20 protein-coding genes are annotated in these 22,671 nt (G+C 54.9%); 16 read left to right on the forward strand and 4 right to left on the reverse strand.

The features are described from left to right. Positions 1-34: 34 nt before the first annotated feature. Together D7D48_RS09705 and D7D48_RS09710 are read right to left on the reverse strand one after the other, a co-directional pair. On the reverse strand, positions 35-433 hold the full coding sequence (locus D7D48_RS09705; protein WP_125231209.1) for an ArsR/SmtB family transcription factor: 399 nt from the start codon (positions 431-433) through the stop codon (positions 35-37). Beyond that, positions 430-1,062, reverse strand: a complete 633-nt coding sequence (locus tag D7D48_RS09710; protein ID WP_125231304.1) for a peroxiredoxin — start codon at positions 1,060-1,062, stop codon at positions 430-432. The genes D7D48_RS09705 and D7D48_RS09710 overlap by 4 nt, the downstream gene beginning before the upstream one ends. A 105-nt stretch (positions 1,063-1,167) precedes the next feature. Here D7D48_RS09710 and D7D48_RS09715 point away from each other — a divergent pair, with 105 nt between their 5' ends. The 10 genes from D7D48_RS09715 (at position 1,168) to D7D48_RS09760 (ending at position 10,471) form a co-directional block, all read left to right on the forward strand. After that, positions 1,168-2,085: an MBL fold metallo-hydrolase gene (locus D7D48_RS09715; protein WP_125231210.1), complete on the forward strand. Its 918-nt coding sequence runs from the start codon at positions 1,168-1,170 to the stop codon at positions 2,083-2,085. Further along, positions 2,082-2,522, forward strand: a complete 441-nt coding sequence (locus D7D48_RS09720; RefSeq protein WP_125231211.1) for a YeeE/YedE family protein — start codon at positions 2,082-2,084, stop codon at positions 2,520-2,522. Before D7D48_RS09715 ends, D7D48_RS09720 begins: the two co-directional genes overlap by 4 nt. Further along, positions 2,519-2,962, forward strand: coding sequence for a YeeE/YedE family protein (locus D7D48_RS09725; protein WP_125231212.1), 444 nt, complete (start codon positions 2,519-2,521; stop codon positions 2,960-2,962). Before D7D48_RS09720 ends, D7D48_RS09725 begins: the two co-directional genes overlap by 4 nt. Beyond that, positions 2,959-4,542: a bifunctional protein tyrosine phosphatase family protein/NAD(P)/FAD-dependent oxidoreductase gene (locus tag D7D48_RS09730; protein ID WP_125231213.1), complete on the forward strand. Its 1,584-nt coding sequence runs from the start codon at positions 2,959-2,961 to the stop codon at positions 4,540-4,542. Before D7D48_RS09725 ends, D7D48_RS09730 begins: the two co-directional genes overlap by 4 nt. A gap of 5 nt (positions 4,543-4,547) precedes the next feature. Then, positions 4,548-6,317, forward strand: coding sequence for a SulP family inorganic anion transporter (locus D7D48_RS09735; protein WP_125231214.1), 1,770 nt, complete (start codon positions 4,548-4,550; stop codon positions 6,315-6,317). After that, entirely contained in the window at positions 6,317-7,723 is a 1,407-nt protein-coding gene (locus D7D48_RS09740; protein ID WP_125231305.1) for a cytochrome ubiquinol oxidase subunit I, read from the forward strand. Before D7D48_RS09735 ends, D7D48_RS09740 begins: the two co-directional genes overlap by 1 nt. After that, positions 7,720-8,718, forward strand: a complete 999-nt coding sequence (gene cydB, locus D7D48_RS09745) for a cytochrome d ubiquinol oxidase subunit II (protein WP_125231215.1) — start codon at positions 7,720-7,722, stop codon at positions 8,716-8,718. Before D7D48_RS09740 ends, cydB begins: the two co-directional genes overlap by 4 nt. After that, a complete protein-coding gene (locus tag D7D48_RS09750) occupies positions 8,718-8,819 on the forward strand; it encodes a DUF2474 domain-containing protein (RefSeq protein ID WP_221738636.1) in 102 nt (33 codons plus the stop codon). The genes cydB and D7D48_RS09750 overlap by 1 nt, the downstream gene beginning before the upstream one ends. 25 nt (positions 8,820-8,844) lie before the next feature. Further along, positions 8,845-9,708, forward strand: coding sequence for a class I SAM-dependent methyltransferase (locus tag D7D48_RS09755; RefSeq protein ID WP_125231217.1), 864 nt, complete (start codon positions 8,845-8,847; stop codon positions 9,706-9,708). A gap of 331 nt (positions 9,709-10,039) precedes the next feature. Then, on the forward strand, positions 10,040-10,471 hold the full coding sequence (locus tag D7D48_RS09760) for a DUF1330 domain-containing protein (protein WP_125231218.1): 432 nt from the start codon (positions 10,040-10,042) through the stop codon (positions 10,469-10,471). Positions 10,472-11,410: 939 nt separating this feature from the next. On the opposite strand, the gene D7D48_RS09765 is transcribed toward D7D48_RS09760, so the two are convergent. Continuing rightward, positions 11,411-13,924, reverse strand: a complete 2,514-nt coding sequence (locus D7D48_RS09765) for a TonB-dependent receptor (protein WP_125231219.1) — start codon at positions 13,922-13,924, stop codon at positions 11,411-11,413. A gap of 88 nt (positions 13,925-14,012) precedes the next feature. Here D7D48_RS09765 and D7D48_RS09770 point away from each other — a divergent pair, with 88 nt between their 5' ends. Genes D7D48_RS09770 through D7D48_RS09795 form a run of 6 tightly spaced genes read left to right on the forward strand, consistent with a single transcriptional unit; the run spans position 14,013 to position 21,406 of the window. After that, positions 14,013-14,687, forward strand: a complete 675-nt coding sequence (locus tag D7D48_RS09770) for a GntR family transcriptional regulator (protein ID WP_125231220.1) — start codon at positions 14,013-14,015, stop codon at positions 14,685-14,687. A gap of 41 nt (positions 14,688-14,728) precedes the next feature. Continuing rightward, positions 14,729-15,640 carry a hydroxymethylglutaryl-CoA lyase gene (locus D7D48_RS09775; RefSeq protein WP_125231221.1) on the forward strand — a complete coding sequence of 304 codons (912 nt, stop codon included), beginning with the start codon at positions 14,729-14,731 and terminating at the stop codon, positions 15,638-15,640. A gap of 10 nt (positions 15,641-15,650) precedes the next feature. Next, the gene (locus D7D48_RS09780; RefSeq protein ID WP_125231222.1) at positions 15,651-17,699 is read left to right on the forward strand and encodes a hydantoinase/oxoprolinase family protein; all 2,049 of its coding nucleotides are present in this window, start codon (positions 15,651-15,653) and stop codon (positions 17,697-17,699) included. Between the two features lie 13 nt (positions 17,700-17,712). Then, positions 17,713-19,587 carry a hydantoinase B/oxoprolinase family protein gene (locus D7D48_RS09785; RefSeq protein WP_125231223.1) on the forward strand — a complete coding sequence of 625 codons (1,875 nt, stop codon included), beginning with the start codon at positions 17,713-17,715 and terminating at the stop codon, positions 19,585-19,587. Beyond that, positions 19,584-20,765, forward strand: a complete 1,182-nt coding sequence (locus tag D7D48_RS09790) for a CaiB/BaiF CoA transferase family protein (RefSeq protein ID WP_125231224.1) — start codon at positions 19,584-19,586, stop codon at positions 20,763-20,765. Before D7D48_RS09785 ends, D7D48_RS09790 begins: the two co-directional genes overlap by 4 nt. After that, positions 20,765-21,406, forward strand: coding sequence for an isochorismatase family protein (locus D7D48_RS09795; protein ID WP_125231225.1), 642 nt, complete (start codon positions 20,765-20,767; stop codon positions 21,404-21,406). The genes D7D48_RS09790 and D7D48_RS09795 overlap by 1 nt, the downstream gene beginning before the upstream one ends. A 931-nt stretch (positions 21,407-22,337) precedes the next feature. Here D7D48_RS09795 and D7D48_RS09800 read toward each other — a convergent pair. After that, positions 22,338-22,610: a metal-sensitive transcriptional regulator gene (locus D7D48_RS09800; protein ID WP_125231226.1), complete on the reverse strand. Its 273-nt coding sequence runs from the start codon at positions 22,608-22,610 to the stop codon at positions 22,338-22,340. Positions 22,611-22,671: the final 61 nt, after the last annotated feature.

A 22,671-nucleotide genomic window follows, 5' to 3' on the forward strand; every position in this document is an offset into this window, starting at 1 on the left:
TGGCCATGCTTTGATGGCAAAAACATCAACCCCGTTAAATGATGCGTGCGAAGCCTGCCGTGCCAGGTGCCGGGGGTGAAATTGCCTCAGGCTTGTTCAATTGCAGGGCGGTATTCAACATTTGCCCCACATCGCCTTCGTCCCCAAGGATGGCTTCCATGCTGCGAACGCATAAGCAGACTTTATCATCCACTAAGTCGTACCAGATTTGCTTGGACGCACGGCGCGTTTTGACGAGGTCGTTGCGGCGCAGTTCCGCGAGTTGCTGGCTAAGCGCAGGTTGGCCTATGCCCGTTGCGGCATCGATTTCGCTCACCGTCCGTTCACCGCGCAAAAGGCAAGACAAGATCATGAGCCGCTGCGGCTGCGCATAGACTTTTAGCTTGTCCGCCGCTTTTACGGCGCGGTCGCGACTTTCAAACAGCGACGTCATTTCGTGTCGGCCAAATGGCAAAACCAATCATCGTCACCACTGATTTCGGCGCTGTTTATAATTGGTAATGCAAGCAATTTGTCCCCTGGTTGCCATCCTTCTGGCGCAAGGCCAGTGCCGCCCTGAGTAGCTTGCAATGCGCGAAGAAGGCGCAGCATTTCACTGACCGAGCGCCCCACATTATGCGGATAAGTGGTGATGGCACGAATGATGCCGTCGGGGTCGATGAAATAGGTTGAGCGAACCGCGGCGCTATCCGCTGCAGTATCGTCAATCATGCCATATGCGCGGCCAATGGCCATGGAGGGATCTTCAATGATCGGGAAAGGAACATTCACCCCAAATTTATGTTTAATCGCAGTCACCCACGCAATGTGCGAATGGATACTGTCCACGGAAAGCCCGAGCAATGCACAACCAGTTGCTTCGAACGCAGCGGCCGACTTGGCAAGCGCAACAAATTCCGTCGTGCACACGGGCGTAAAGTCTGCAGGGTGCGAAAACAAGATGAGCCACTGGCCCCGATATTCCGATAGGCTCCGTTCCCCGAGCGTGGTCCGCGCGCGAAAGTCCGGCGCTGTTTCGCCGATCCTAATGGGCTGTGCTGCAACTGCTTTCGTGTCGTTCATTTCTTCATCCTGTTCATCGGTCGGCGCTGCCACGAGACTTGTATTGACGCAACACGGATAATCGATTACACAATTTATGTAAATATGAATTTATAGGAGTTTTCCATGCCCGACTCAGCGTTAGAAAATGCCATCGCGCAGGTGAGTGATGCCCAAAAGGGTGTTCCGATAATTCGTGCCTTTTTCGACAAACCGACTTTCACGGTCAGTTATGTGGTCCACGATCCTGAAACCAAGCAGGCCGCGATCATTGATAGCGTGCTTGATTTTGATCCTGCCTCAGGGCGAACATCGTTCGCGTCGGCGGATGCCATTATCGCATATGTTGCACAGCAGGGCTTGGCCGTTGATTGGCTGCTCGAAACCCATGCGCATGCCGACCACCTTTCGGCAGCACCTTATTTGCAGCAAAAGCTTGGCGGCAAAATCGCCATCGGCGAACATATCGTTACCGTCCAGAATGTATTCGGAAAGCTGTTTAACGCTGGCACTGATTTTCAGCGTGACGGATCAGATTTTGATCAGCTTTTTGCCGATGGCGACCACTTCCAAATTGGGAAGCTGGACGTAACCGTCCTCCATGTCCCCGGTCATACGCCTGCGGACATTGCCTATGTCATTGGTGACGCCGTGTTCACAGGCGACACAATGTTCATGCCCGATTACGGCACGGCGCGCGCGGATTTTCCCGGCGGAAATGCGCGGCAATTGTTCCAGTCGTTGCGCCGGATTTTGTCGCTGCCTGCCACGACGCGGCTCTTCATGTGCCACGACTATCTGCCTGCTGGTCGCACGGAATATGCATGGGAAACGACTGTGGAGGCAGAGCGTAAAGGCAATATCCATGCCCATGACGGCATAACCGAAGATGAATTTGTCGCGATGCGTGAGGCGCGCGATGCAACGCTCGATATGCCGCGCCTGATTTTGCCGTCGGTGCAAGTGAATATGCGCGCAGGCCATATGCCCGCGGCGGACGACAATGGCATCACATACCTCAAAATCCCGGTCAACGCCGTATGATATCGGCCTTTCCCAACGCCATGCCTGTTGAGGGCTTTATGGGCGGCTTGCTGATTGGACTTGCGGCCGCAATAATGCTGCTCGGCCTTGGCCGGATCGCCGGCGTCAGCGGAATGGCGGCACGGGCAACCGGCATCGCGGATAGCGGAGCGCCGCGAAATGTCGCAATCGCATTCGTCGTCGGCCTTCCGCTTGGTGCGCTTCTGATCGCGCAGACCGTTGGTGCGGTGAACGTCAGTTTTCCAGCATCCATCTGGCCGCTGATCATCGGTGGCTTACTCGTTGGTTATGGCACACGGCTCGGCTCGGGCTGCACCAGTGGCCATGGCGTATGCGGGCTGTCGCGTCTTTCGCCGCGGTCGATGGTGGCAACCGGCATGTTCATGGCAAGCGGGTTTGTGACCGTGGGGCTTCTGCGCGCGGGAGGCTGGCTATGACCCGGGCGCTTATCGCATTGCTCTCTGGAACGCTGTTCGGGGCAGGCCTTGCCTATTCGGGCATGTCAGATCCTGCCCGCGTTCAGGCGTTTCTGGATCTGCTTGGCCAATGGGATCCAACGCTCGCTTTCGTCATGGGTGGCGCCATGCTGCCAATGGCCGTGGCTTGGGTGATTAGATCGCGGCTGTCTGCGCCGCTTGCGGCACCAACGTTCGATTTACCAGGCACGACCAAGCTCGATCGCCCGCTTGCCATTGGGGCCATATTGTTTGGAATGGGTTGGGGCATTGCCGGCCTTTGCCCCGGCCCTGCGCTTACTGACTTGGCGATTGCGCCGGGCGATGTCGCGCCATTTGTCGTTGCGATGTTTGTCGGCATGGCCGCGCAACGCTTCACAGCTTTTACATCCCAAAAACCAAAACAAGCGGGGCCTAAATGACGTTCAAATCCATCACGCCGGGCTTTTCTGTGTCAGGGCAATTGACGACAGAAGATCTGCATCACGCTGCCGCGCAGGGCTTCAAATCGGTTATCTGCAACCGGCCAGATGGCGAAGAGGCGGGGCAACCATCCGCCGCCGCCATTCAGAAAGAAGCAGAAGCGCTTGGCCTGTCATTCACATATATTCCAGCCATCTCAGGCGCAGTTACGGACGATGATGCGGCGAAGATGAAGGCGGCTCTGGCCCAAATGCCACCCCCCATTCTTGCCTATTGCCGCTCCGGCGCGCGTTCAGCCAAGCTTTGGGAAATGGCGACAAAAGCTCAGGATGCAGCGCCATCCTCCGCCAAAATCTATGATGTGGTTATCGTGGGCGGCGGCAGTGCCGGCATCGCCACAGCCGCAAGCCTGTTAAAGCGCAATCAGAAGCTATCGGTTGCCGTAATCGAACCTTCAGAAGACCATTATTATCAGCCCGGCTGGACTATGGTTGGGGCTGGTGTTTTCTCGGCTGAATTCACCAAGCGCACCGAAAAATCGGTCATGCCCAAAGCGGTTGACTGGATCAAAAAAGCAGCGTCGGGATTTGTGCCTGAGGACAATAAAGTGCTGCTCGCCGATGGCAGTTCGGTTGCCTATCGCGTGCTGGTGGCTTGCCCCGGGATCAAGCTGGATTGGGAGGCGATCGACGGCTTGACCGAAACACTCGGTCAAAATGGCGTAACGTCCAACTATCGTTACGACCTTGCCCCTTATACCAACCGCCTTGTGAAGGATTTCAAGCAAGGCCGCGCGCTGTTCACGCAGCCGCCAATGCCGATTAAATGTGCAGGCGCGCCGCAAAAATCAATGTATCTATCATGCAGTGCGTGGGAACGGGCAGGGGTATTGAACGACATTGATGTGCAATTCCACAATAGTGACGCAGTGCTGTTCGGGGTTGCCGCCTATGTGCCCGCACTGATGGAATATATCGAACGCTATGACGCGCACTTAAATTTTGAATCGAAGCTGGTTGCGATCGATGGCCCTGCCAAAATTGCGACATTTGAACAGAAACGCGGCGACATCATCACGCGGGTCGACGAAAAGTTCGACATGATCCATGTCGTCCCGCCGCAAGTCGCGCCGGATTTTGTGCGCAACAGCCCGCTGGCTGCCGCAAATGGTTTCATTGAGGTCAATGAAGCAACATTGCAGCATGTGCGCTATCCTAATGTCTTTGCATTGGGCGATGCCTGCTCGGCGTCAAATGCCAAGACAATGGCGGCAGCGCGCAAGCAAGCGCCGGTGGTCGCGGTGAACGTATTGGCTGCTCTTGAGGGCAAGCCACCTGTCGCCGATTATGACGGCTATGGCAGTTGCCCGTTAACAGTCGAGCGCGGCAAGATTGTGCTCGCCGAATTTGGTTATGGCGGGAAATTGCTGCCGAGCTTCCCGAATTGGCTGATTGACGGCACGCGCCCATCGCGCCTTTCATGGCTGTTAAAGGACACCATCCTTCCGCCAATTTACTGGCACGGTATGCTCAAAGGGCATGAGTGGATGGTCAAGCCGCACAAGATCGGCGCGGCATAACCTTTATGAAATTGGCACGCTATCTAACCATATTGGAATGGGGACGCGGCTATGGCGGCGTGACGTTGACCAATGACTTGGTGGCCGCTGCAATCGTCACAATCATGCTCATTCCGCAAAGCCTGGCTTATGCCATGTTGGCGGGCTTGCCACCGGAAATAGGGCTATACGCGTCTATTCTCCCCATCATTGCCTATGCCTTGTTCGGGACGAGCCGCGCACTCGCCGTTGGACCGGTGGCGGTGATTTCGCTGATGACTTTGACAGCGGCGAGCGCCGTTGCTGCACCGGGCAGCGCCGAATTTATTGCCGCCACGCTTGTCCTCGCGTTGCTGTCCGGGCTGATCCTGATTGTCATGGGCGTGTTGCGTCTGGGTTTTCTCGCAAACCTGTTATCGCACCCTGTGGTGTCAGGGTTTATCACCGCAAGCGGTATCATTATTGCCACCAGCCAACTCAAGTCGCTGCTGGGCATTAAGGCGTCGGGTGAGGCACTGCCCGAGCTGGTCACGACGTTGATCGAAAATGCCAAGGACACAAATCCTTACACCCTCGCGATTGGCGTGATTGCGACCGGATTTCTATTCTGGGTGCGCAAGGGTTTGAAACCCATGCTCGTCGGTTTCGGGCTGGCGGCGCGGCCCGCTGATCTTGTTGCCAAAGCCGGCCCCATCGTCGCGGTCGCGTTGTCGATTTTGGCGGTCATTGCCTTCGATCTGGAAGCCAAAGGCGTGAAGGTGGTGGGCGACATCCCGCAGAGCTTGCCGCCCTTTACTGTTCCCTTATTCGATGCGGAACTATGGCAGCGACTGGCCGTTCCTGCTTTATTGCTCAGCATTATTGGGTTTGTGGAATCGGTCTCGGTCGCGCAAACGCTCGCAGCGAAAAAGCGGCAGCGCATTGTTCCGGATCAGGAACTTATCGGCCTTGGCGCGGCCAATGTCGCCGCCGCTTTTTCGGGCGGCTATCCAGTCACGGGCGGATTTGCCCGCTCGGTGGTCAACTTTGATGCGGGTGCGGAAACCCCTGCCGCAGGTGCATTTACCGCGGTTGGCATATTGCTCGCGGCCTTGTTCCTGACGCCATTGCTCGCCTCTCTTCCCATCGCAACATTGGCAGGTACGATCATCGTTGCGGTCTTGAGCCTCGTCGATTTTAAAACGCCGCGCGCGATCTGGCATTATTCCAAAGCCGATTTTGCCGCGATGGCAGCGACAATAGCAGTGACGCTCCTGATTGGCGTTGAACCTGGCGTGATGGCCGGTGTCGGCCTGAGCCTCGCATTGTTCCTCTGGCGCGCCTCACGGCCACATGCCGCCATTGTGGGGCGGGTTCCCGAGACGGAGCATTTCCGAAATGTGAAACGCCACAAAGTGTTCACCGACCCCCGCATCCTGACCATTCGCATCGACGAAAGCCTGACCTATCTCAACGCGCGCTGGCTGGAAGAATTCGTGCTGGAGGAGATTGCCGCACATCCCAAGCTCAAGCATCTCATCCTGATGGCCTCGGCGGTCAACGCGATTGACGCTTCTGCTCTGGAGAGCATCGAGGCCATCAATCACCGCATGGCCGATGCTGGCGTGTGCCTGCACCTGTCCGAAGTCAAAGGCCCGGTGATGGACGCGCTCGAACGTGCGCATTTTCTGCACGAACTTACCGGACGGGTGTGGCTTTCACAAAATGAAGCTTTTGAGGCCGTGCTGGAAATCGCCAATCGCGAAGAAGAAACGCAAACGCCAACCGATTTGTGGATGGCAAGGGGACTGATATGATGATCGAGCAGGAATGGGCAATAATTCTGGCCCGCGCACAATTTGCTTTTACCGTAAGCTTCCATTTTCTGTTCCCGGCGTTTTCGATTGGGCTCGCGAGCTTTCTCGCGGTTCTTGAGGGGCTGTGGCTGAAAACCGGTAAGGGCGTGTACGCCAATCTGTTTCGTTACTGGCTCAAGATATTCGCCGTCGTTTTTGCGATGGGCGTCGTTTCGGGCATCGTCATGTCCTACCAATTCGGCACCAACTGGTCGGTATTTTCGGACAAGGCCGGCCCCGTCATTGGGCCGTTAATGGCCTATGAAGTGCTGACGGCGTTCTTTTTGGAGGCTGGCTTTCTCGGCGTCATGCTTTTTGGCATCAACAAGGTTGGGCGTAAGCTCCACTTTGTTGCGACGCTGGCCGTCGCCATCGGCACCTTCATTTCCGCATTCTGGATATTGTCGGTGAACAGCTGGATGCAAACTCCGGTGGGATATGAAATTGCGGCCAATGGTCAGTTCATGCCTGGTGATAGCTGGTGGACCATCATCTTCAACCCCAGCTTCCCCTACCGCCTCGTCCACACTTTGCTGGCGGCCTATCTGACAACGGCCTTTGCCGTGGGCGCGGTTGGTGCCTGGCATTTGTTGAAAGACAAAGCCAATCCGGGCGCGCGCAAAATGTTCTCTATGGCGATGTGGATGGCAGCCATCGTCGCGCCACTTCAGGTCGTGGCGGGTGACTTTCACGGCATCAACACGTTGGAGCATCAACCAGCTAAAGTCATGGCGATGGAGGGGCATTATCAAAGCCATCCCAACGGCGCGCCATTGATTTTGTTTGGCATTCCGAACAGCAAAGAGCGAACGGTCGATTACGCCATTGAAATTCCCAAAGCATCGTCGTTGATCCTGAAGCATGATCTGAATGCACCGCTCGCTGGCCTTGATACCATCCCCGACGCAGACGAGCCGCCGGTTGGTATTGTCTTCTGGGCATTCCGGATCATGGTCGGTCTCGGCATGGCTATGGTAGCCATTGGCATGTGGAGCCTGCTCGCGCGGGCAAGAAAGCAGCTATATGAATGGTCGTGGCTCCATAAGGCGGCATTATTAATGGGCCCATCCGGCTTCATTGCCGTGCTTGCAGGCTGGGTGGTAACCGAAGTTGGACGGCAACCCTTCACAATCTACGGCGTGCTGCGGACCGTAGACAGCGCATCACCGCTTGATGCACCCGCCGTTGCTTTCTCGCTTCTAGCCTTTGTCGTGGTGTATTTCGCAGTGTTCGGCATGGGCATTTGGTATTTGTTGCGTTTGATGAAGAAACCACCGGAGGCGCACGAAAGCGCGCTCGATGGTGCCCCTATCCGAAGCGCAGGCATCACCCCTGCACCAGCGGTATTGGAAGGAGCATCGACATGATTGATCTGACGGTCATTTGGGCCAGCATCATTGGCTTTGCCATCATTGCCTATGTTGTCATGGACGGCTTTGATCTTGGCATCGGCATATTGTTTCCCTTTTTCAAAGTGGGCAAGGACCGCGATACCGCGATGAACAGTATCGCGCCTGTCTGGGACGGAAACGAAACATGGCTGGTGATGGGCGTCGGCGGTTTGCTTGCGGCCTTCCCGCTGGCGTACGCTATCATTTTGCCTGCGCTCTATGCCCCGATGATTGCGATGCTGCTCGGCCTTGTGTTTCGCGGCGTTGCGTTCGAATTTCGCTGGCGTGACCCCGCGCATCGCGAACTATGGGACAGGGCGTTTACGCTGGGCTCGTTCATTGCCACCTTCGCGCAAGGGATAGCGCTTGGCGCGCTGCTCCAAGGCATTACCGTTGAAGGCCGCTCCTATGCCGGTGGATGGTGGGAATGGCTGTCGCCATTTAGCATTTTGACCGGCTTTGGGCTGGTGGTCGGCTACGCGCTTTTGGGCGCGTGCTGGCTGAACTGGAAAACTGAGGGCGCATTGCAGCGTCAAGCGGTCACTTATGCCGGACGACTGGGCATAAGCTTGCTATTGATGATCGGCCTGATCAGCCTCGCCACATTGACGCTTGAGGCGCAATATTATCTGCGTTGGTTGAGCTATCCGGGTGTGCTGGCAACGGCCATAGTGCCGATTGCTACCATTGCCGTGACGTTCCTCTTCTATCGCAGTCTGCGTCGGACCAAAGACGCGCAGCCGTTCTTCTGGGCACTCGCATTGTTCGGCTTATGCCTGGTTGGCCTTGGCATTTCGATCTGGCCAAACGTCATTCCGGCGCGGGTCACCATCTGGGAAGCAGCGGCGCCGCATCGCAGCCAAGTCTTCATGTTGATCGGCGCGTCTATCATGGTCCCGATCATCGTTGCCTATACCGCATGGTCCTATTGGGTGTTTCGCGGCAAAGTCGGCCACGACGGATATCATTGATGCCGCGCGCTAAACAATTGGGCTGGTTCTTCGGCATCTGGATGCTGAGCGTCGGTGCTCTGGCGATTATCGGCGGTGTCATCCGTTGGGTATTGCTTTAAACGTTTGCATAGGGAGAGGCGCAAAATGACCGAGATGAACAATGGCCCGGAAACGTTGAAGGGCGAAGATTGGGCAGGCGAGATGGGGGCCAAATGGCTTGCCAATCTCGCATGTTTTGAAGGCATGATTGCCCCCATTGGCGAGGCGCTTCTTAGGCAAGCCGATTTTAAACCCGGCGAACGCGTGCTTGATATCGGCTGCGGTGGCGGCGGGACGACAATTGCCATAGCCAAGGCCGTTGCGCCTTCGGGCGAAGTGGTTGGCATCGACATTTCACCCGACTTGACGACCGCGTCTATGCGGCGAGCCAAAGACGCTGGAGTAACCAACATTGGATTCATCTGCGCTGATGGAGCCACGGTCCAGTTAGAAGATGCCCCGTTTGACAGGCTCTTTTCGCGCTTTGGCAGTATGTTTTTTCCCAAACCGCATAAGGCCTTTGCAAATTTGCACAGTCTGCTGCGTCCCGGTGCGCGGATTGATCTGGCGGTATGGGGTCCACCACGCGAAAATTTGTGGATGATGGAAATGATGGGCGTCGTCCGTCGCTATGTCGATATCCCCCCGGCGGTTCCCCGCGCGCCCGGGCCATTCGCGTTTGAAGACCTCGACTATCTGAACGAAATACTCGCGAGCGCCGGTTTTTCGGAAGCCAGCGCCGTCACCTATAATGGGCTTCAACCGATTGGCGGCGTGAATGCCACACCGCATGATGCGGTATCTTTTGTGCTGTCTTCAATGGCGGCTGGACGCGCTCTAGAGGAACAAGGTGCAGATGTTCGCGCGGCAGCTGAAGCGGATTTGGTCGCGCTATTCCAGAGGCATTATGTAGCCGGACAAGGCGTGATGATGCAGGGTAAGGCTTGGCTCGTGTCGGCGACTGCTTAAATATGGCCTCTTCTAATTGAAGCCGTGCTTTGGCCAACCTAAATGAGCGGCCGGTATGGTCGCGAGAACTGCCAAGCGTCCTGAGCGGCCTAAACGGCGGCTATTTGCGGTCGATGTATGAATGCAGACAGTCCGCTTCCGGCCCAATTTCGGTCATTACACCGAAGCGAATACGGTGGTCGCAACAGCGGCAGCTTTCAGGCGACCGCCACCACCTTCTGAACGACGACATTTGGGTGGATCCCGGCGAAGCTCGCTTGGGTCAGGAAGAGGCCTGTTGGGTCATTCCGATAGTTCTTGGGGCTCAGGCATATTTTTGCCATAAGCGGGCATGGAAGAAAAACTCGAACCAAGCGAAAATCAACTCGCCAAGCTCATTTCGTTGTCCATCGAAACGCCATTAGCTGTGCTCAATCTTTTCGAGTTCAACACCATGGCGAATTATCAGTCCGGCGATCCTGAATATGCAACTAGCGCTTCTGAAATCTCCGGCCAAGAAGCGTTCAACCTATATGGCGATGTTGCAGGGAAGACCATTGAGGACCTTGGTGGCCGGGTCGTCATGCAGGCGCCTACTGAGCAGATCTTGATCGGAAATGAAGCAGCAAACTGGCATGCGGCTGCCATTATGTATTTTCCAAGTCGGGGTGCGTTCCTGCAAATGATGTCGGATGCAAATTTTCAGAGGGCGTCGCGGCATCGCAAAGCCGCGCTAAAAAATCATTATATGATCCACTTGAACGGTGAGGCATTCAAAAACTAGCTTTCGATTGGCTGCCGATCACTTTGAGGACTCCAACCTCCGCTTTTGGGTCGTAACCGGAAAGTCCGCTTTGCGCGTTCGTCGAGCCGAAAGCAGACAGCCAGCTCCCGGCTCAGAATCTGCCATGGCACCTGATTAAGGATGACGGCCGATTAGGATTCCCGTCAAAATAGACTGTTCCAATTGGAACGCTGGCGAACGGTGTTCGACGCCAACGGCTCCTCCCCGACAAATCGGACTTTTGTGGCGTTTGGGATTGGCGGACCAGTCCCAAAGCGTTACGGATGATCGTCGCTCATCCGTTTTTAGGAGCGAGCTAAACACAAAGATGAGCGCAGTGGCAATCGCGCAAACCGACAATGCTCCATCCAAGGCCGACTTAAACACTGAATTTCCAGGATTTTTGCGCGGGCGTTCCAATCAGAACGCTGATAAAAACGCACGCTGTAGCCACGCTTTGGGCTGCAAAGGCGATATCACCTAAGTCATTGAAATCATTGGAGCGGGCGAAGGGATTCGAACCCTCGACCCCAACCTTGGCAAGATTCGGCTCTATGAAATTTTGTCTTTATTTCAGATTGTTGTTTGGCTCTTGGGAAATCCGAACACGATCCGAACATTCTCCACGCAATTTGCCCAGAGCGGCTTTTGTGCAATGTTTTGGCGGAAGCCGCCACATTTAACGATCCCGCCACTTGTGATTCCGGTGTTCAGGTTTCCAGAGACGTGCGGAAGGTAACAGTGCCCCGAGAGCAATAAGACATCCGCTTATTTTTTTGCGGAGTTTCGGCTAAGCAAAATGCCATGAGATACAGCGAGATGGCACCACGAGTATTACTCGCGATGCCATCCTACCGGTACCTTTGTCCCACGCACTTAGCCAAAGTGCGAGAATGGAATTCAACTACCAACTTCTGTTAGTGCGTATGGTCGGTCTGATTAAAATTTGTAGCCCACTTCGACACCCATCAGGCGACGTGCGCCTGGCGAGATAAATGAACCGCCAAATTCAATCGCTGGAATGGCTTCGTTGATATATTTGCGGTCGAGCAAATTGTCAGCGAATGCAGTGACATTCCAGTTGTCACCTTCGAGACCAAAGCGCAGGTTCAAGACACCGAACGGATCACGCTTGGCTACGCTGTAATTGGCGTTTCCAACTGCCCCGGGAAGTGCGAGCGCCGAAATTGGCAAAAGCTGGCTGAAAATCGTTGAACGTGTTTGATCCTGAACGGTGTGAAACCACGTTGCACCGGTAATCCGGTAATCGGCACGCAGAACCAAATCCATGCTGTCATTCAGCGGTGTATCGATCTGGCTACCGAGGTTGATTGTGTAGTCTGCGGTATAAGGCGATTTGTTGCCCACGGTGTAAGGCCGTGATGCATTTTCCTTAATTTCGCTGTCCGTCAGGTTGACCGAACCGAAGACCTTCCAACCATCCATAATTTTGGCTGTTGTGTTCAGCTCGACGCCCTTAACATCGACCTGATCGATGTTGGAAACAACGCGGAGTAGACCAAAGGAGCCCACGAAGAATTCAAAGAACTGCATGTCTGTGATGCGGGTGTAATAACCAGCAACATCAAACGTAACGCGGTTGTCGAACAACGAACCCTTGATACCCGCTTCAAATGAGCTCGACCGTTCTTTGCGGAACAGGTCATTGATCGTCACGCCTGCACCGATTGCAGGAATGTTGAAGTTTGCGTTCACCAGAGCAGACGAACCGGTGTTGTTGAAGCCGCCGGATTTAAATCCGATGCCCCAGTTGGCGTAGATGTTTGTCGAGCTATTCGGCGTGTAGCTAAGTGTGACCTTAGGCTGGACTTGCTTAAAGCTTGCCGATTTATCGGCAATTCCGCCTGTTGCGGGAAGGCCGGGATTGATCTTCGCACCGGTAATCGGGTCGAACACATTTGGCACGAGGTTGGACGTTGTGCGATCTTCAACGTCATAGCGCAATGCAAAGCCAGCTTTGAATTGATCGGACATTTTATAGTCGAGCGAACCAAATGCCGCATAAACATCGGTCTTGAACGTGTCATTGAACAACTGCGAAGTCGGGTTGCTGCTACCCGGGGCATTGTACAGCGCACGGCTGACACCCTGACCCAGATCCGCGCCGAGGCTGACGCCTACTGTGCGGTCGATGTGCAGTCCATAGACACCCAATTGCCAGTTCAGCGCGCTATCCGTGTTCGAGGCCAACCGGATTTCGCCGCTGATATCCTTTTGGTTGCGAATTTGCAGCTGCGTACCGTCGCAGGTTGTCGGGCTGTACGCACCGAAGGTCGAGCCCGTGGCTGGTGCAAAGATAAATGGCACTGGAACCTGTCCGATGAAGCCCGGTGCGTTGACCGGGAAGCCCGTCAAAGATGCAGTCGTTGCAAAGCACTTGTTCTGGACTGCAAGGTTTGTTGCGTTCGAAGGCGCGCCCAGCGCTGGTGAAATATAACGTGCGAAATCAGCCGAGGTGCCGTCGGCCGTCAGGCTTTGGTCAACATCTGCATACAAAGCCCACGCGGTGAGCCGCGTTGAACCAAAGTCATGATCGATCTTCGCCGAAAGGTCGATCGAACGCTGGTCGTTCGTCGGACGGATGTTGCTGTAGTAACGCAGTTCGTGTGCATCGACGTCTTCGAAGAATGCGCCGCCAAATGCTTCGATATGAAATACCGAGTTGAAGTTAATCGACGCACCGGAAAACTTGGAATAGCGTGCTTTTACATCAAGTTCAGTCGCATCGCCCAGTTGCGCCATAAAGCGGCCGTCGATGGAGTAGACTTCCTGATCATCGACCACCTTTTGATCGAGATACAAATTGCGGTAAAAACCGTCCGTGCTGCGGTAGTTGCCCGACAGAACGAAGCCTGCATTATCGCCCAACGGCGATGAAATGTAGGCCGATCCTTCCATCGTTTTTTCATTAGCGTAGCTGAGCTTCACTGCGCCTTCGAGGACATCGCCTGGCTTCACTGTCGATACGACGATTGCGCCAGCAGCAGCGTTGCGACCATAAATGGCGCCTTGCGGGCCCTTCAATATTTCGATCTGGCGCAGCGTGCCTTGCGTTTGGTTGAGCTGCGCGGTGTTTGTCTTCAAGATGCCGTCAACAACAAGAGCGACGGAGCTTTCCGCGTCGCGCGCGCCGTTAATCCCGCGGATGTTGATTTGGGTATCACCGGCTTCGGCCGTTCCCGTTACGATTGTTACGCCGGGTGTAAGCTGAGCAAAGCCTTGCGCATTGTCTGCGCCGGTTTTTGCAAGCGATTCGGCATCAATGACGGATACAGAAGCTGGGACGTCCACGAGCCGTTCATTCTGACGACGCGCGGTTACGATGATTTCTTCAGCTTCAACGCCCTCTTCGGCCGTCTGTGCGAAAGCCGTGGTCGGAACTAAAACACTGACTGCTATCGATGATAGGAGTGCACTTTTCCCAATACGCATGTAACCTTACTCCCCTAGTTTTCCAATTATTGCTTTGGAATGAGCTTATTGTATACAAATGGCATTCGTCAAGAGGAGCGTTACACTAATGTCCCGGGCATCGGAACGAGCATATAATCACATACGCAGCATGATTTTGTCCGGCGAATTACAGCCCGGGTCTCAAATTCGTGAGGAAGCGCTTGCTGAATTATGCGGGGTTTCACGCACGCCCGTGCGTGATTCTCTTCGGCGACTTGAGGCGGAAATGTTCATTCGGCGAAACGACTCGCAGCGGAGTTTTGTGGCAGATTGGTCGCTGGATGATCTGGAAGATGCTTTCCAGTTGCGCGCTATGCTGGAGGCGCATGCGGCAAAACGCGCAGCGAGCCGGATTACCCGTGAGCAATTGAAGCGGCTTCGTCTGCACAATGCTCAGCTGAAGCAGGCAATCGATATTCCGAATCCCGATGTACCAAAATTTTTGGATCACAACCGGCAGTTCCATGCAATTATCGTTGCGGCTGCCGCATCCGAGCGACTTGCCAGCATGCTTGGGCAGGTTACCGAACAACCGGTGGTCTTGCGCACTGCGCGACAATATGACGCAGAAAATCTGCGCCGTTCGCACCACGAGCATGACGAATTGCTTATCGCGTTTGACAATCGTGATGGTGAGTGGGCTGCGGCCGTAATGACTGGCCATATCCGGCGCGCATTCCATGCCTATGCGGAAGCGCATTCGACCGATACGGAAATTCGAAAGTCGAATTTGGCTGCATAATCCTATTTTATTTTGTATACAATTATGCCATTTAAGGTGTGATGAGCATTTCTGACTTTATTGAGTTTGTCGAAGTTGGACCCCGCGATGGCCTTCAAAATGAGGCTGTATTGGTTTCGACAGAGAATAAGCTGGCGCTGATAAACAGGGCCATCGACGCCGGCGCGCGTCGTATTGAGGTGACCAGTTTTGTGAACCCAAAGCGCGTTCCTCAAATGGCGGACGCAGAAGACGTCTGTGCCGGTCTGCCGGACCGCAACGACGTCACGTTTATTGGCTTGGTCATGAACTTGCGTGGCGCAGAGCGGGCCATTGCTTCTGGAAAAATTGACCAGCTCGGTGCGGTATCGGTTGCAACCGATACCTTTGCGATGGCCAATCAAGGTCAAAGCAGCAATGAATCGGTCGAAGCTGCAAAGGCCATTATCACGCTTGCGCAGTCCGAAGGACGCACGGCGCAATGCACGATTGCTGCGTCCTTTGGTTGTCCATTCGAAGGTGAAGTGGCGGACAAGCGCGTAATCGAAATGGCGGTCGCCATTGCCGAGGCTGGCGCCGTAGAAATCGCGTTGGCGGATACTATTGGTGTTGGAAACCCAGCACATGTTGCGCGGCTCGTGGAACACATTCGCAGGGAGGTTAACCCGCTTCCTGTCCGGGTGCATTTCCATAACACACGGAACACAGGCCTCGCGAACGTATGGGCCGCTGTTGGCGCTGGCGCGAGCGTCGTAGATGCCTCGCTAGGCGGACTTGGCGGATGTCCATTCGCGCCGGGTGCAGCCGGAAACGTGCCCAGCGAAGACGTCGTCTACATGCTTGAGCGCGCAGGCGTCCGCACAGGAATGAATTTACAGAGTTTGATTGAGGCCAGCAATTGGCTTTCAGAAATTATGGGCAGGAAATTGCCCGGCATGGTGGCGCAATCGCCATCATTTCCAAAAGCAGCGTGAGGAGAGTTTAATGGGGTATCGTTTGGGCGTGGATGTCGGCGGGACTTTTACCGACCTGTTGCTGTTCAATGCAGAGACTGGCGCGTTTTGGAGGCACAAAACGCCGTCGACGCCGCATGACAGCAGCGAGGGCATTTTGAACGGCGTCAACGCGATTTGCGCGAACGCTGGCGTAGATGCGGCAGGCATCGAATATTTTCTCCATGGAACCACGGTGGCGACCAATGCTGTGCTTGAAGGTAAAGGCGCGCGCGTCGGCCTGATCGTCACGGAAGGATATCGCGATATCATGCAGATCGCCCGGTCTTATGTGCCCGGCGGTCTTGCCGCATGGATTATCTGGCCCAAGCCAACGCCATTGGCCGCTTTGGAAGATACGGTCACTGTCGGCGGCCGCATGAACGCACAAGGCGAAGAAGTTCGCCCCTTGGATATAGCCTCGGCAAAAACGGCTCTGAATTATCTGAAAGAGCAGGGCGTCGAAGCGATTACTGTTAGCTTTATGAACGCTTACACCAATGGCGCGCATGAAAAGCAGGTTGGCGATCTCGCGCGTGAAATGATGCCGAATGTTCCGGTATCGCTCAGCCATGAAGTTCTTCCGGAAATGCAGGAATATGAGCGGACACTGACAACCGTTGCGAACGCCGCGGTCCGTCCGGTGGTCGGCAAATATATCTCCAATCTGCGGAGCAAGTTGGCTGACGCTGGCTTTAGCGGCAAACTGTCATTGTTGCGGTCCGATGGTGGATTGATGTCCGCGCAAAAAGCGCAGGAGCATCCCGTCGACATTTTGATGTCGGGTCCAGCGGGTGGCGTGACCGGCGCGCTTTGGGTCGGTAAAAACGCAGGTATCAAGAATATCCTGACGCTTGATGTCGGCGGTACGTCGACCGATGTCGCGCTCATCGAAAATCTCGAACCACGCCGCGTGCGTACGACCGAGGTCGGCCATTTGGCGGTGCGGGCGTCATCGCTTGATGTCAAAACCGTTGGTGCAGGTGGCGGCTCGATCGCTTATGTACCTGAATTGACCAAGGCCTTGCGCGTTGGTCCGCAGTCGGCTGGCGCTGTTCCGGGGCCAGTTGCTTATGGCAAGGGTGGCGAAGCGCCAACCGTGACCGACGCCAATGTGGTATTGGGCTATCTTCCCGAGAACCTGTTGGGTGGAACGTTCCAGCTTGACCGCGAGGGCGCGAAAAAGGCGGTGCAGACCATCGCTGACGCGCTCGGCATTGATCTGATGGCGGCTGCGCGCGGCATCATTGATATTGTGAACGAAAATATGTTCGGCGCGCTGCGCATGATTTCGGTTCAGCAGGGTTATGACCCACGGCATTTTGCCCTGATGGGCTTTGGCGGGGCGGGACCCTTGCACGTGAACGCCGTTGCACGGTTGATGGGCAGCTGGCCTGCCGTGTCACCCGTTTCGCCAGGCGTATTATGCGCATTGGGTGATGCCACGACGCGGATGCGTACAGAAACCGCGCGCAGCTTTTCCCGGCTGGCGACAACAACCGACGCGTCCGAGCTCATCGCTATTTTGAAAGAAATGGCAGAGCAGACGCGCGCGCAGTTGCAGTCAGATGGCATCAACGATGCGGACATCACCAGCGAGTTCGAAATTGACGTCCGCTATGCCGGGCAAGCATTTGAAGTGCCGTTGACGATTACGCCCGACGTTCTGGAGCGTGATGGCGTTGCGGGCATTCTGGCACGCTTCGACGAGGAACATCTGCGGTTGTTCACCTTTAACATGGATACGCCGCACGAAATCGTGAACTTGCGTGCCGTTGCCTTGGGGCAGCCGCTCGACTTGCCAGCGGCAGAATTGCCCAAGGGCGATGGAAACCCCGCAGCGGCCAAAATGCGCGACCATGTTTTGTGGATGGACGGCAAAGAACAGGCTGCGGTCATCTATGACCGATCAAAGCTGCGGCAGGGGGATGTCATTCCTGGCCCGGCCATTGTCGTCGAAATGGATTCGACCACACTTATCGAAACTGGCTGCGTCGCAATCGTCGACAAGGTCGGCAATATCCTGATCAATCTGGCTTGAGGAGGCGAACGACATGCCCGCCCAAATCATTCAAACGAACAACACTCCCTTCAACAAGATCGCTATCGATCCGGTAACGCTCGACATCATCGAAAACGCGCTGCGTAATGCCCGCATCGAAATGGATGCAACGCTGGTGCGCACAGCCATGTCCCCCGGCATTCGCGAACAAGGCGATGCATTCCCCTTGATCGCGGACCACACTGGCAAGATGATTGTCGGCCAATTTGGCAGCTTCATCGGCGGCTTCCTCGATAACTTCGAAGGAACACTCGAAGACGGCGACATGATTTTCTTGTCCGACCCATATTCCTGCGCAGGCGCGGTTAGCCATTCCAACGACTGGCTCGTACTCTTGCCCGTGTTCAAAGACGGGCGTTTGATCGCCTTTACGTCAATGTTTGGTCACCAGTCCGACATCGGCGGCAAAGTCGTCGGTTCGATGCCCATCAACGCCCGTTCGATTTTTGAAGAAGGCGTCCGCATTCCGCCCGTCAAAATCTGGAAAAAGGGTGAATATAATGACGATCTGATGAAGCTCGTCATGCACCAAACCCGCAAGCCCGATTGGTGTCAGGCGGATTTGAACGCACTTATCGCTTCATGCCGGGTCGCCGCACGCCGCGTCATCGAAATGGCTGCCCGCTTTGGTGATGATGTCTATATCTCGGCAACGCAGGAGCTGCTGGCCCGCAACCATCGCGCCATGAAATCGCTCATCGCCATGGCCATTGGCGAAGAACCGGTCAGCTTCGAAGATTATATCTGCGATGACGGTATGGGCGCTGGCCCGTATAAAATTAAGTGCACCATGTGGCGCGAAGGCGAAAAGGTTGTACTCGATTTTGCCGGTACGGACCCGCAAAGTCAGGCTTCCATCAACTTTCTCCTGAACGAAAACATGTTCAAAATGTTCTTTGGCATTTACATGATCATGGTCTTTGATCCGCAGATTTTGTTCAACGATGGCTTTTATGATTTGATCGATGTCCGCATTCCGGACGGCTCACTTCTCAAGCCGAAATTTCCAGCAGCGCTCTCTGGTCGCACCCATGCGCTGGGCCGCATTTTCGACATTTTAGGTGGCCTTTTGGGACAAAAAACACCGGAATTCCTGAATGCGGCGGGTTTTTCCTCAAGCCCCCATGTCTTTTATTCAGGCAATGATAAAAAGGGTGATTGGTTCCAACTGTTCCAGATCGGCTTTGGCGGAATTCCTGGACGTCCGATGGGCGATGGGCCAGACGGCCACTCGCTGTGGCCGGGCTTTACCAATGTGCCCAACGAATTTCTGGAGCGGTATTTCCCGCTGCTGATCGAACGTTATGAAACCGAACCCGACAGCGGCGGCGCTGGTCTGCATCGCGGCGGCAACGGTATCCACATGACCTACCGTTTTCTGGCAGCAGGCACGATATCGATCCATGATGACCGCTGGTTCGTTCCACCATGGGGCGTCAATGGCGGTGAACCGGGCAAGCGCGCACGCAAGATTCTCGAAAAAGCTGACGGCACTTCGCAGATCATCGGCAACAAGGTTGAGGACGTGCATGTCGAAGAGGGCGATCAATTGCACTTCATCACCTGGGGCGGCGGCGGCTGGGGCGATGCGCTTGATCGCGACCCCGCGTTGGTTGGCAAAGAAATCGTCCAAGGGCTTGTCACTGTCGAAGGTGCAAAAGCTTATGGCGTCATTGCTAACGCAAATGGCGACGTTGATGCCGATGCTACCGAAACATTGCGCAGCCGTTTACGGCAAGAGCGTGGTGAGCTTCCCTTGTTCAATTACGGACCCGGCATTGAAGCCTTGCGGGCCAATTGCGAGGCCGAAACAGGCTTGAAGGCACCGGTTCAGCCCGTCTGGACCACGCTGGAGGCAGCCGAGTGAGTGCACTTAAGGGGTTACGTGTAGTTGAACTCGGGCAGTTACTGGCTGGACCGTTTTGCGGACAATTGCTCGGTGATATGGGTGCAGAGGTTATCAAGGTCGAGCCCCCGGGCGCGGGCGACCCCATGCGCGTGTGGGGCCAAGGCGAAGAAAAGGTGCAATGGGAAGTCATTGCACGAAACAAGAAATCTGTTTCGGCCAATTTGCGGATTCCCGAAGGGCAGGCGCTGGTCCGTCAATTGATTGGCAAAGCCGATATTTTGGTCGAGAATTTCAAACCCGGCACGATGGAAAAATGGGGTTTTTCTCCAGAAGCGCTTTTGGCCGAACATCCCGGCCTCATCATCGCGCGCATGTCGGGCTACGGCCAGACGGGCCCATATTCAGACCGCGCAGGCTTTGGCGGCATTGGCGAAGCGATGGGTGGCTGGCGCTATATTGTGGGTGAACCTGACCGCTCGCCAAGCCGGATGGGCATTTCCATCGGTGATACGTTGACCGCCACATATGGTTGCATGGGCGTTCTTGCCGCACTGCATCATCGCAGCGTGACGGGCCATGGCCAAGTTATCGATGCCGCGCTGTATGAAAGCGTGTTGCAAGTCATGGAGGGGCTGGTCCCCGAATATGACCACAGCGGCTTTATTCGCGAACGCTCCGGCTCAATCCTTCCCGGTATCGCGCCATCTAACGTCTATATTTGCAAGGACGGGGAATATATGATTGGCGCGAACAAAGACTCGCTGTGGCAAAGGTTGGCAGAAGCTATGGGCATGCCTGACCTTGGAACCGACCCGCGGTTCGCAACGCATCTTGCACGCGGTCACAACCAGTTTGAGCTTGATGACATTATCAATGCCTGGGCGGCCACGCTGACCGTTGATGAAGTCGACGCGTTGATGATTGCATATTCCATTCCAGCCGGACGCGTATACCGCGCGCCAGAGATGCTGGAGGATCCACATTTTCAAGCACGTGAAGCGATTATCGAGGTCGAAACCGAGCGTTATGGCAAGCTGAAAATGCAGGGTGCCTTTCCGAAGATGTCGGCGACACCCAGCAGCGTTCGTTCACCAGCGCCGTCGATTGTCGGCCAACATAATGCCGAAATATATGGCGGCTTGTTGGGAATGGATATTGCGGAGTTGGATCAGCTGAAGGCGGCTGGTGCAATCTGATGACGCAAAAGAATGACGATCTGACCGCGAATTATGTCGGCGCGTTCGACGGCCGTCTTTCTTTTGGCAAACGCCCGGCGCTTCTGATCGTCGATTTTGTTATGGCCTATCTGGACCCGGCATCGCCTTTATACGCTGGGGTTGAGGATGCGTTGGCCAGCAATGAACGTCTTTTGGCGGCTGCGCGGGCTGCCGGAATCCCGGTCTTCTTTACGAATGTCGTGTATCAAGCAGATGGCGCAGACGGCGGTTTGTTCTACAAGAAAATCCCGTCGCTTCGGGTGTTTCTGGAAGGGTCGCCATTGGGGGCATTTCCTCCGTCGCTTCAACCGGTGGACGGCGAGCGCGTCATTTCAAAACAGTTCGCGTCGGCGTTTTTTGGGACATCACTTGCAGAGACGCTTTCCGAAGAAGGCATAGACACATTGCTTATAACAGGACTGTCGACCTCAGGATGCGTGCGCGCCACGGCGCTGGACGCGCTGCAGTCCGGCTTTGCGCCTTTCGTCGTGCGTGAAGCCTGTGGCGACCGGCATCCGGCACCACATGAAGCCAATTTGTTCGACTTACAGGCCAAATATGCCGAGGTTGTTTCGGAACAAGAGGCGTGCGCACTTATATCGGCGAACGCAGAACTATAGCTGGGTTAGGGACAGAAGGTAGATATCAGCCATCTAAATTCTCAACCGACCATAAACCCGCCTACACGCAGAAACACCGAAGTAGTACGTGGTCTTGAAAAATGACTAGCAGCTTTCAGCGTTTAATTGCCAAGAGCAGGCAGTCCCGTTCCGGCCCAAAATCTGCCACGGCACCTGATCAAGGACGAAGACCGATTAGGCTTTCCGTCAAAACAGACTGTTCCAATTGGAACGCTGGCAAACGGTGTTCGACGCCAACGGCTCTTCCCGGGTAAATGTGACTTTTGTGGCGTTTGGGATTGGCGGACCAGTCCCAAAGCGTTACGGATGATCGTCGCTCATCCGTTTTTAGGAGCGAGTTAAACACAAAGATGAGCGCAGTGCCAATCACGTAAACCGGCAATGCCTCATCCAGGGCCTGTCTAAACATTGAATTTCCAGGATTTTTGAGCCGGCGTTCCAATCAGAACGCTGCTTAAAACGCACGCTGTAGCCACGCTTTGGGCTGCAAAGGCGATATCATCTAAGTCATTGAAATCATTGGAGCGGGCGAAGGGATTCGAACCCTCGACCCCAACCTTGGCAAGATTCGGCTCTATGAAATTTTCATTTTAAATCAGCTTTTTATAAAGCTCGTGAAAAATCCGAACACGATCCGAACATTCTCCAAGAAATTTGCTCAGAGCGCTTTGTGTGCATTGTCTGCATTGTTTTAACGGAAGCCGTCACCTGTAAAAATCTAGCCACTCATGATGCCTCTGCTCAGCGTTCCAGATAAATTCGGAGCGGCAGCTTTGCGCCCAATTAAAGTCCAGCAAGCTTATCCAAAAGCAATTCTACGGACGGCTGATGCAATCATGGCACAGCTTTGGATTAGCTTCTCCGAGTGCTAAATCACTCAAGCAGCAAACTTCTAATGTAATTGCCGTATTCAACGCTTAACCTTGTCAAACAGGTCAATAAGCTCGTTAAACTTTTCGCGCTGCTCGGTCAAATCACCAGACGCGATTGCATCAGCAACGCAGCATGATGCATGATCTCTAAGGATTGTACTTTCTACCTTAGCAAGCGCTGCCTTCACAGCTTGCACTTGATGCAGAATATCAATGCAATAGCGGTCATCGACAACCATCTGAGAGATGCCCCGCACCTGACCCTCGATCCTTTTCAAGCGATTAATGGTGCTGCTGCGATCTTTGGCCATAAGCGTAAATACTCTATTGATATACCCTATGGGGGTATTTTATACGTCTGCCATTGAGAAG

Source organism: Sphingorhabdus wooponensis, assembly GCF_003933235.1.
Classification (GTDB): Bacteria; Pseudomonadota; Alphaproteobacteria; order Sphingomonadales; family Sphingomonadaceae; genus Sphingorhabdus_B; species Sphingorhabdus_B wooponensis.

Coding starts and splice junctions, on each gene's coding strand:
- cydB (WP_125231215.1), top strand. CDS start 7,720: ATGATTGATCTGACGGTCATTTGGGCCAGCATCATTGGCTTTGCCATC.
- D7D48_RS09780 (WP_125231222.1), top strand. CDS start 15,651: ATGGGGTATCGTTTGGGCGTGGATGTCGGCGGGACTTTTACCGACCTG.
- D7D48_RS09770 (WP_125231220.1), top strand. CDS start 14,013: ATGTCCCGGGCATCGGAACGAGCATATAATCACATACGCAGCATGATT.
- D7D48_RS09735 (WP_125231214.1), top strand. CDS start 4,548: ATGAAATTGGCACGCTATCTAACCATATTGGAATGGGGACGCGGCTAT.
- D7D48_RS09755 (WP_125231217.1), top strand. CDS start 8,845: ATGACCGAGATGAACAATGGCCCGGAAACGTTGAAGGGCGAAGATTGG.
- D7D48_RS09800 (WP_125231226.1), bottom strand. CDS start 22,610: ATGGCCAAAGATCGCAGCAGCACCATTAATCGCTTGAAAAGGATCGAG.
- D7D48_RS09750 (WP_221738636.1), top strand. CDS start 8,718: ATGCCGCGCGCTAAACAATTGGGCTGGTTCTTCGGCATCTGGATGCTG.
- D7D48_RS09725 (WP_125231212.1), top strand. CDS start 2,519: ATGACCCGGGCGCTTATCGCATTGCTCTCTGGAACGCTGTTCGGGGCA.
- D7D48_RS09775 (WP_125231221.1), top strand. CDS start 14,729: ATGAGCATTTCTGACTTTATTGAGTTTGTCGAAGTTGGACCCCGCGAT.
- D7D48_RS09705 (WP_125231209.1), bottom strand. CDS start 433: ATGACGTCGCTGTTTGAAAGTCGCGACCGCGCCGTAAAAGCGGCGGAC.
- D7D48_RS09760 (WP_125231218.1), top strand. CDS start 10,040: ATGGAAGAAAAACTCGAACCAAGCGAAAATCAACTCGCCAAGCTCATT.
- D7D48_RS09730 (WP_125231213.1), top strand. CDS start 2,959: ATGACGTTCAAATCCATCACGCCGGGCTTTTCTGTGTCAGGGCAATTG.
- D7D48_RS09710 (WP_125231304.1), bottom strand. CDS start 1,062: ATGAACGACACGAAAGCAGTTGCAGCACAGCCCATTAGGATCGGCGAA.
- D7D48_RS09715 (WP_125231210.1), top strand. CDS start 1,168: ATGCCCGACTCAGCGTTAGAAAATGCCATCGCGCAGGTGAGTGATGCC.
- D7D48_RS09720 (WP_125231211.1), top strand. CDS start 2,082: ATGATATCGGCCTTTCCCAACGCCATGCCTGTTGAGGGCTTTATGGGC.
- D7D48_RS09795 (WP_125231225.1), top strand. CDS start 20,765: ATGACGCAAAAGAATGACGATCTGACCGCGAATTATGTCGGCGCGTTC.
- D7D48_RS09765 (WP_125231219.1), bottom strand. CDS start 13,924: ATGCGTATTGGGAAAAGTGCACTCCTATCATCGATAGCAGTCAGTGTT.
- D7D48_RS09785 (WP_125231223.1), top strand. CDS start 17,713: ATGCCCGCCCAAATCATTCAAACGAACAACACTCCCTTCAACAAGATC.
- D7D48_RS09740 (WP_125231305.1), top strand. CDS start 6,317: ATGATCGAGCAGGAATGGGCAATAATTCTGGCCCGCGCACAATTTGCT.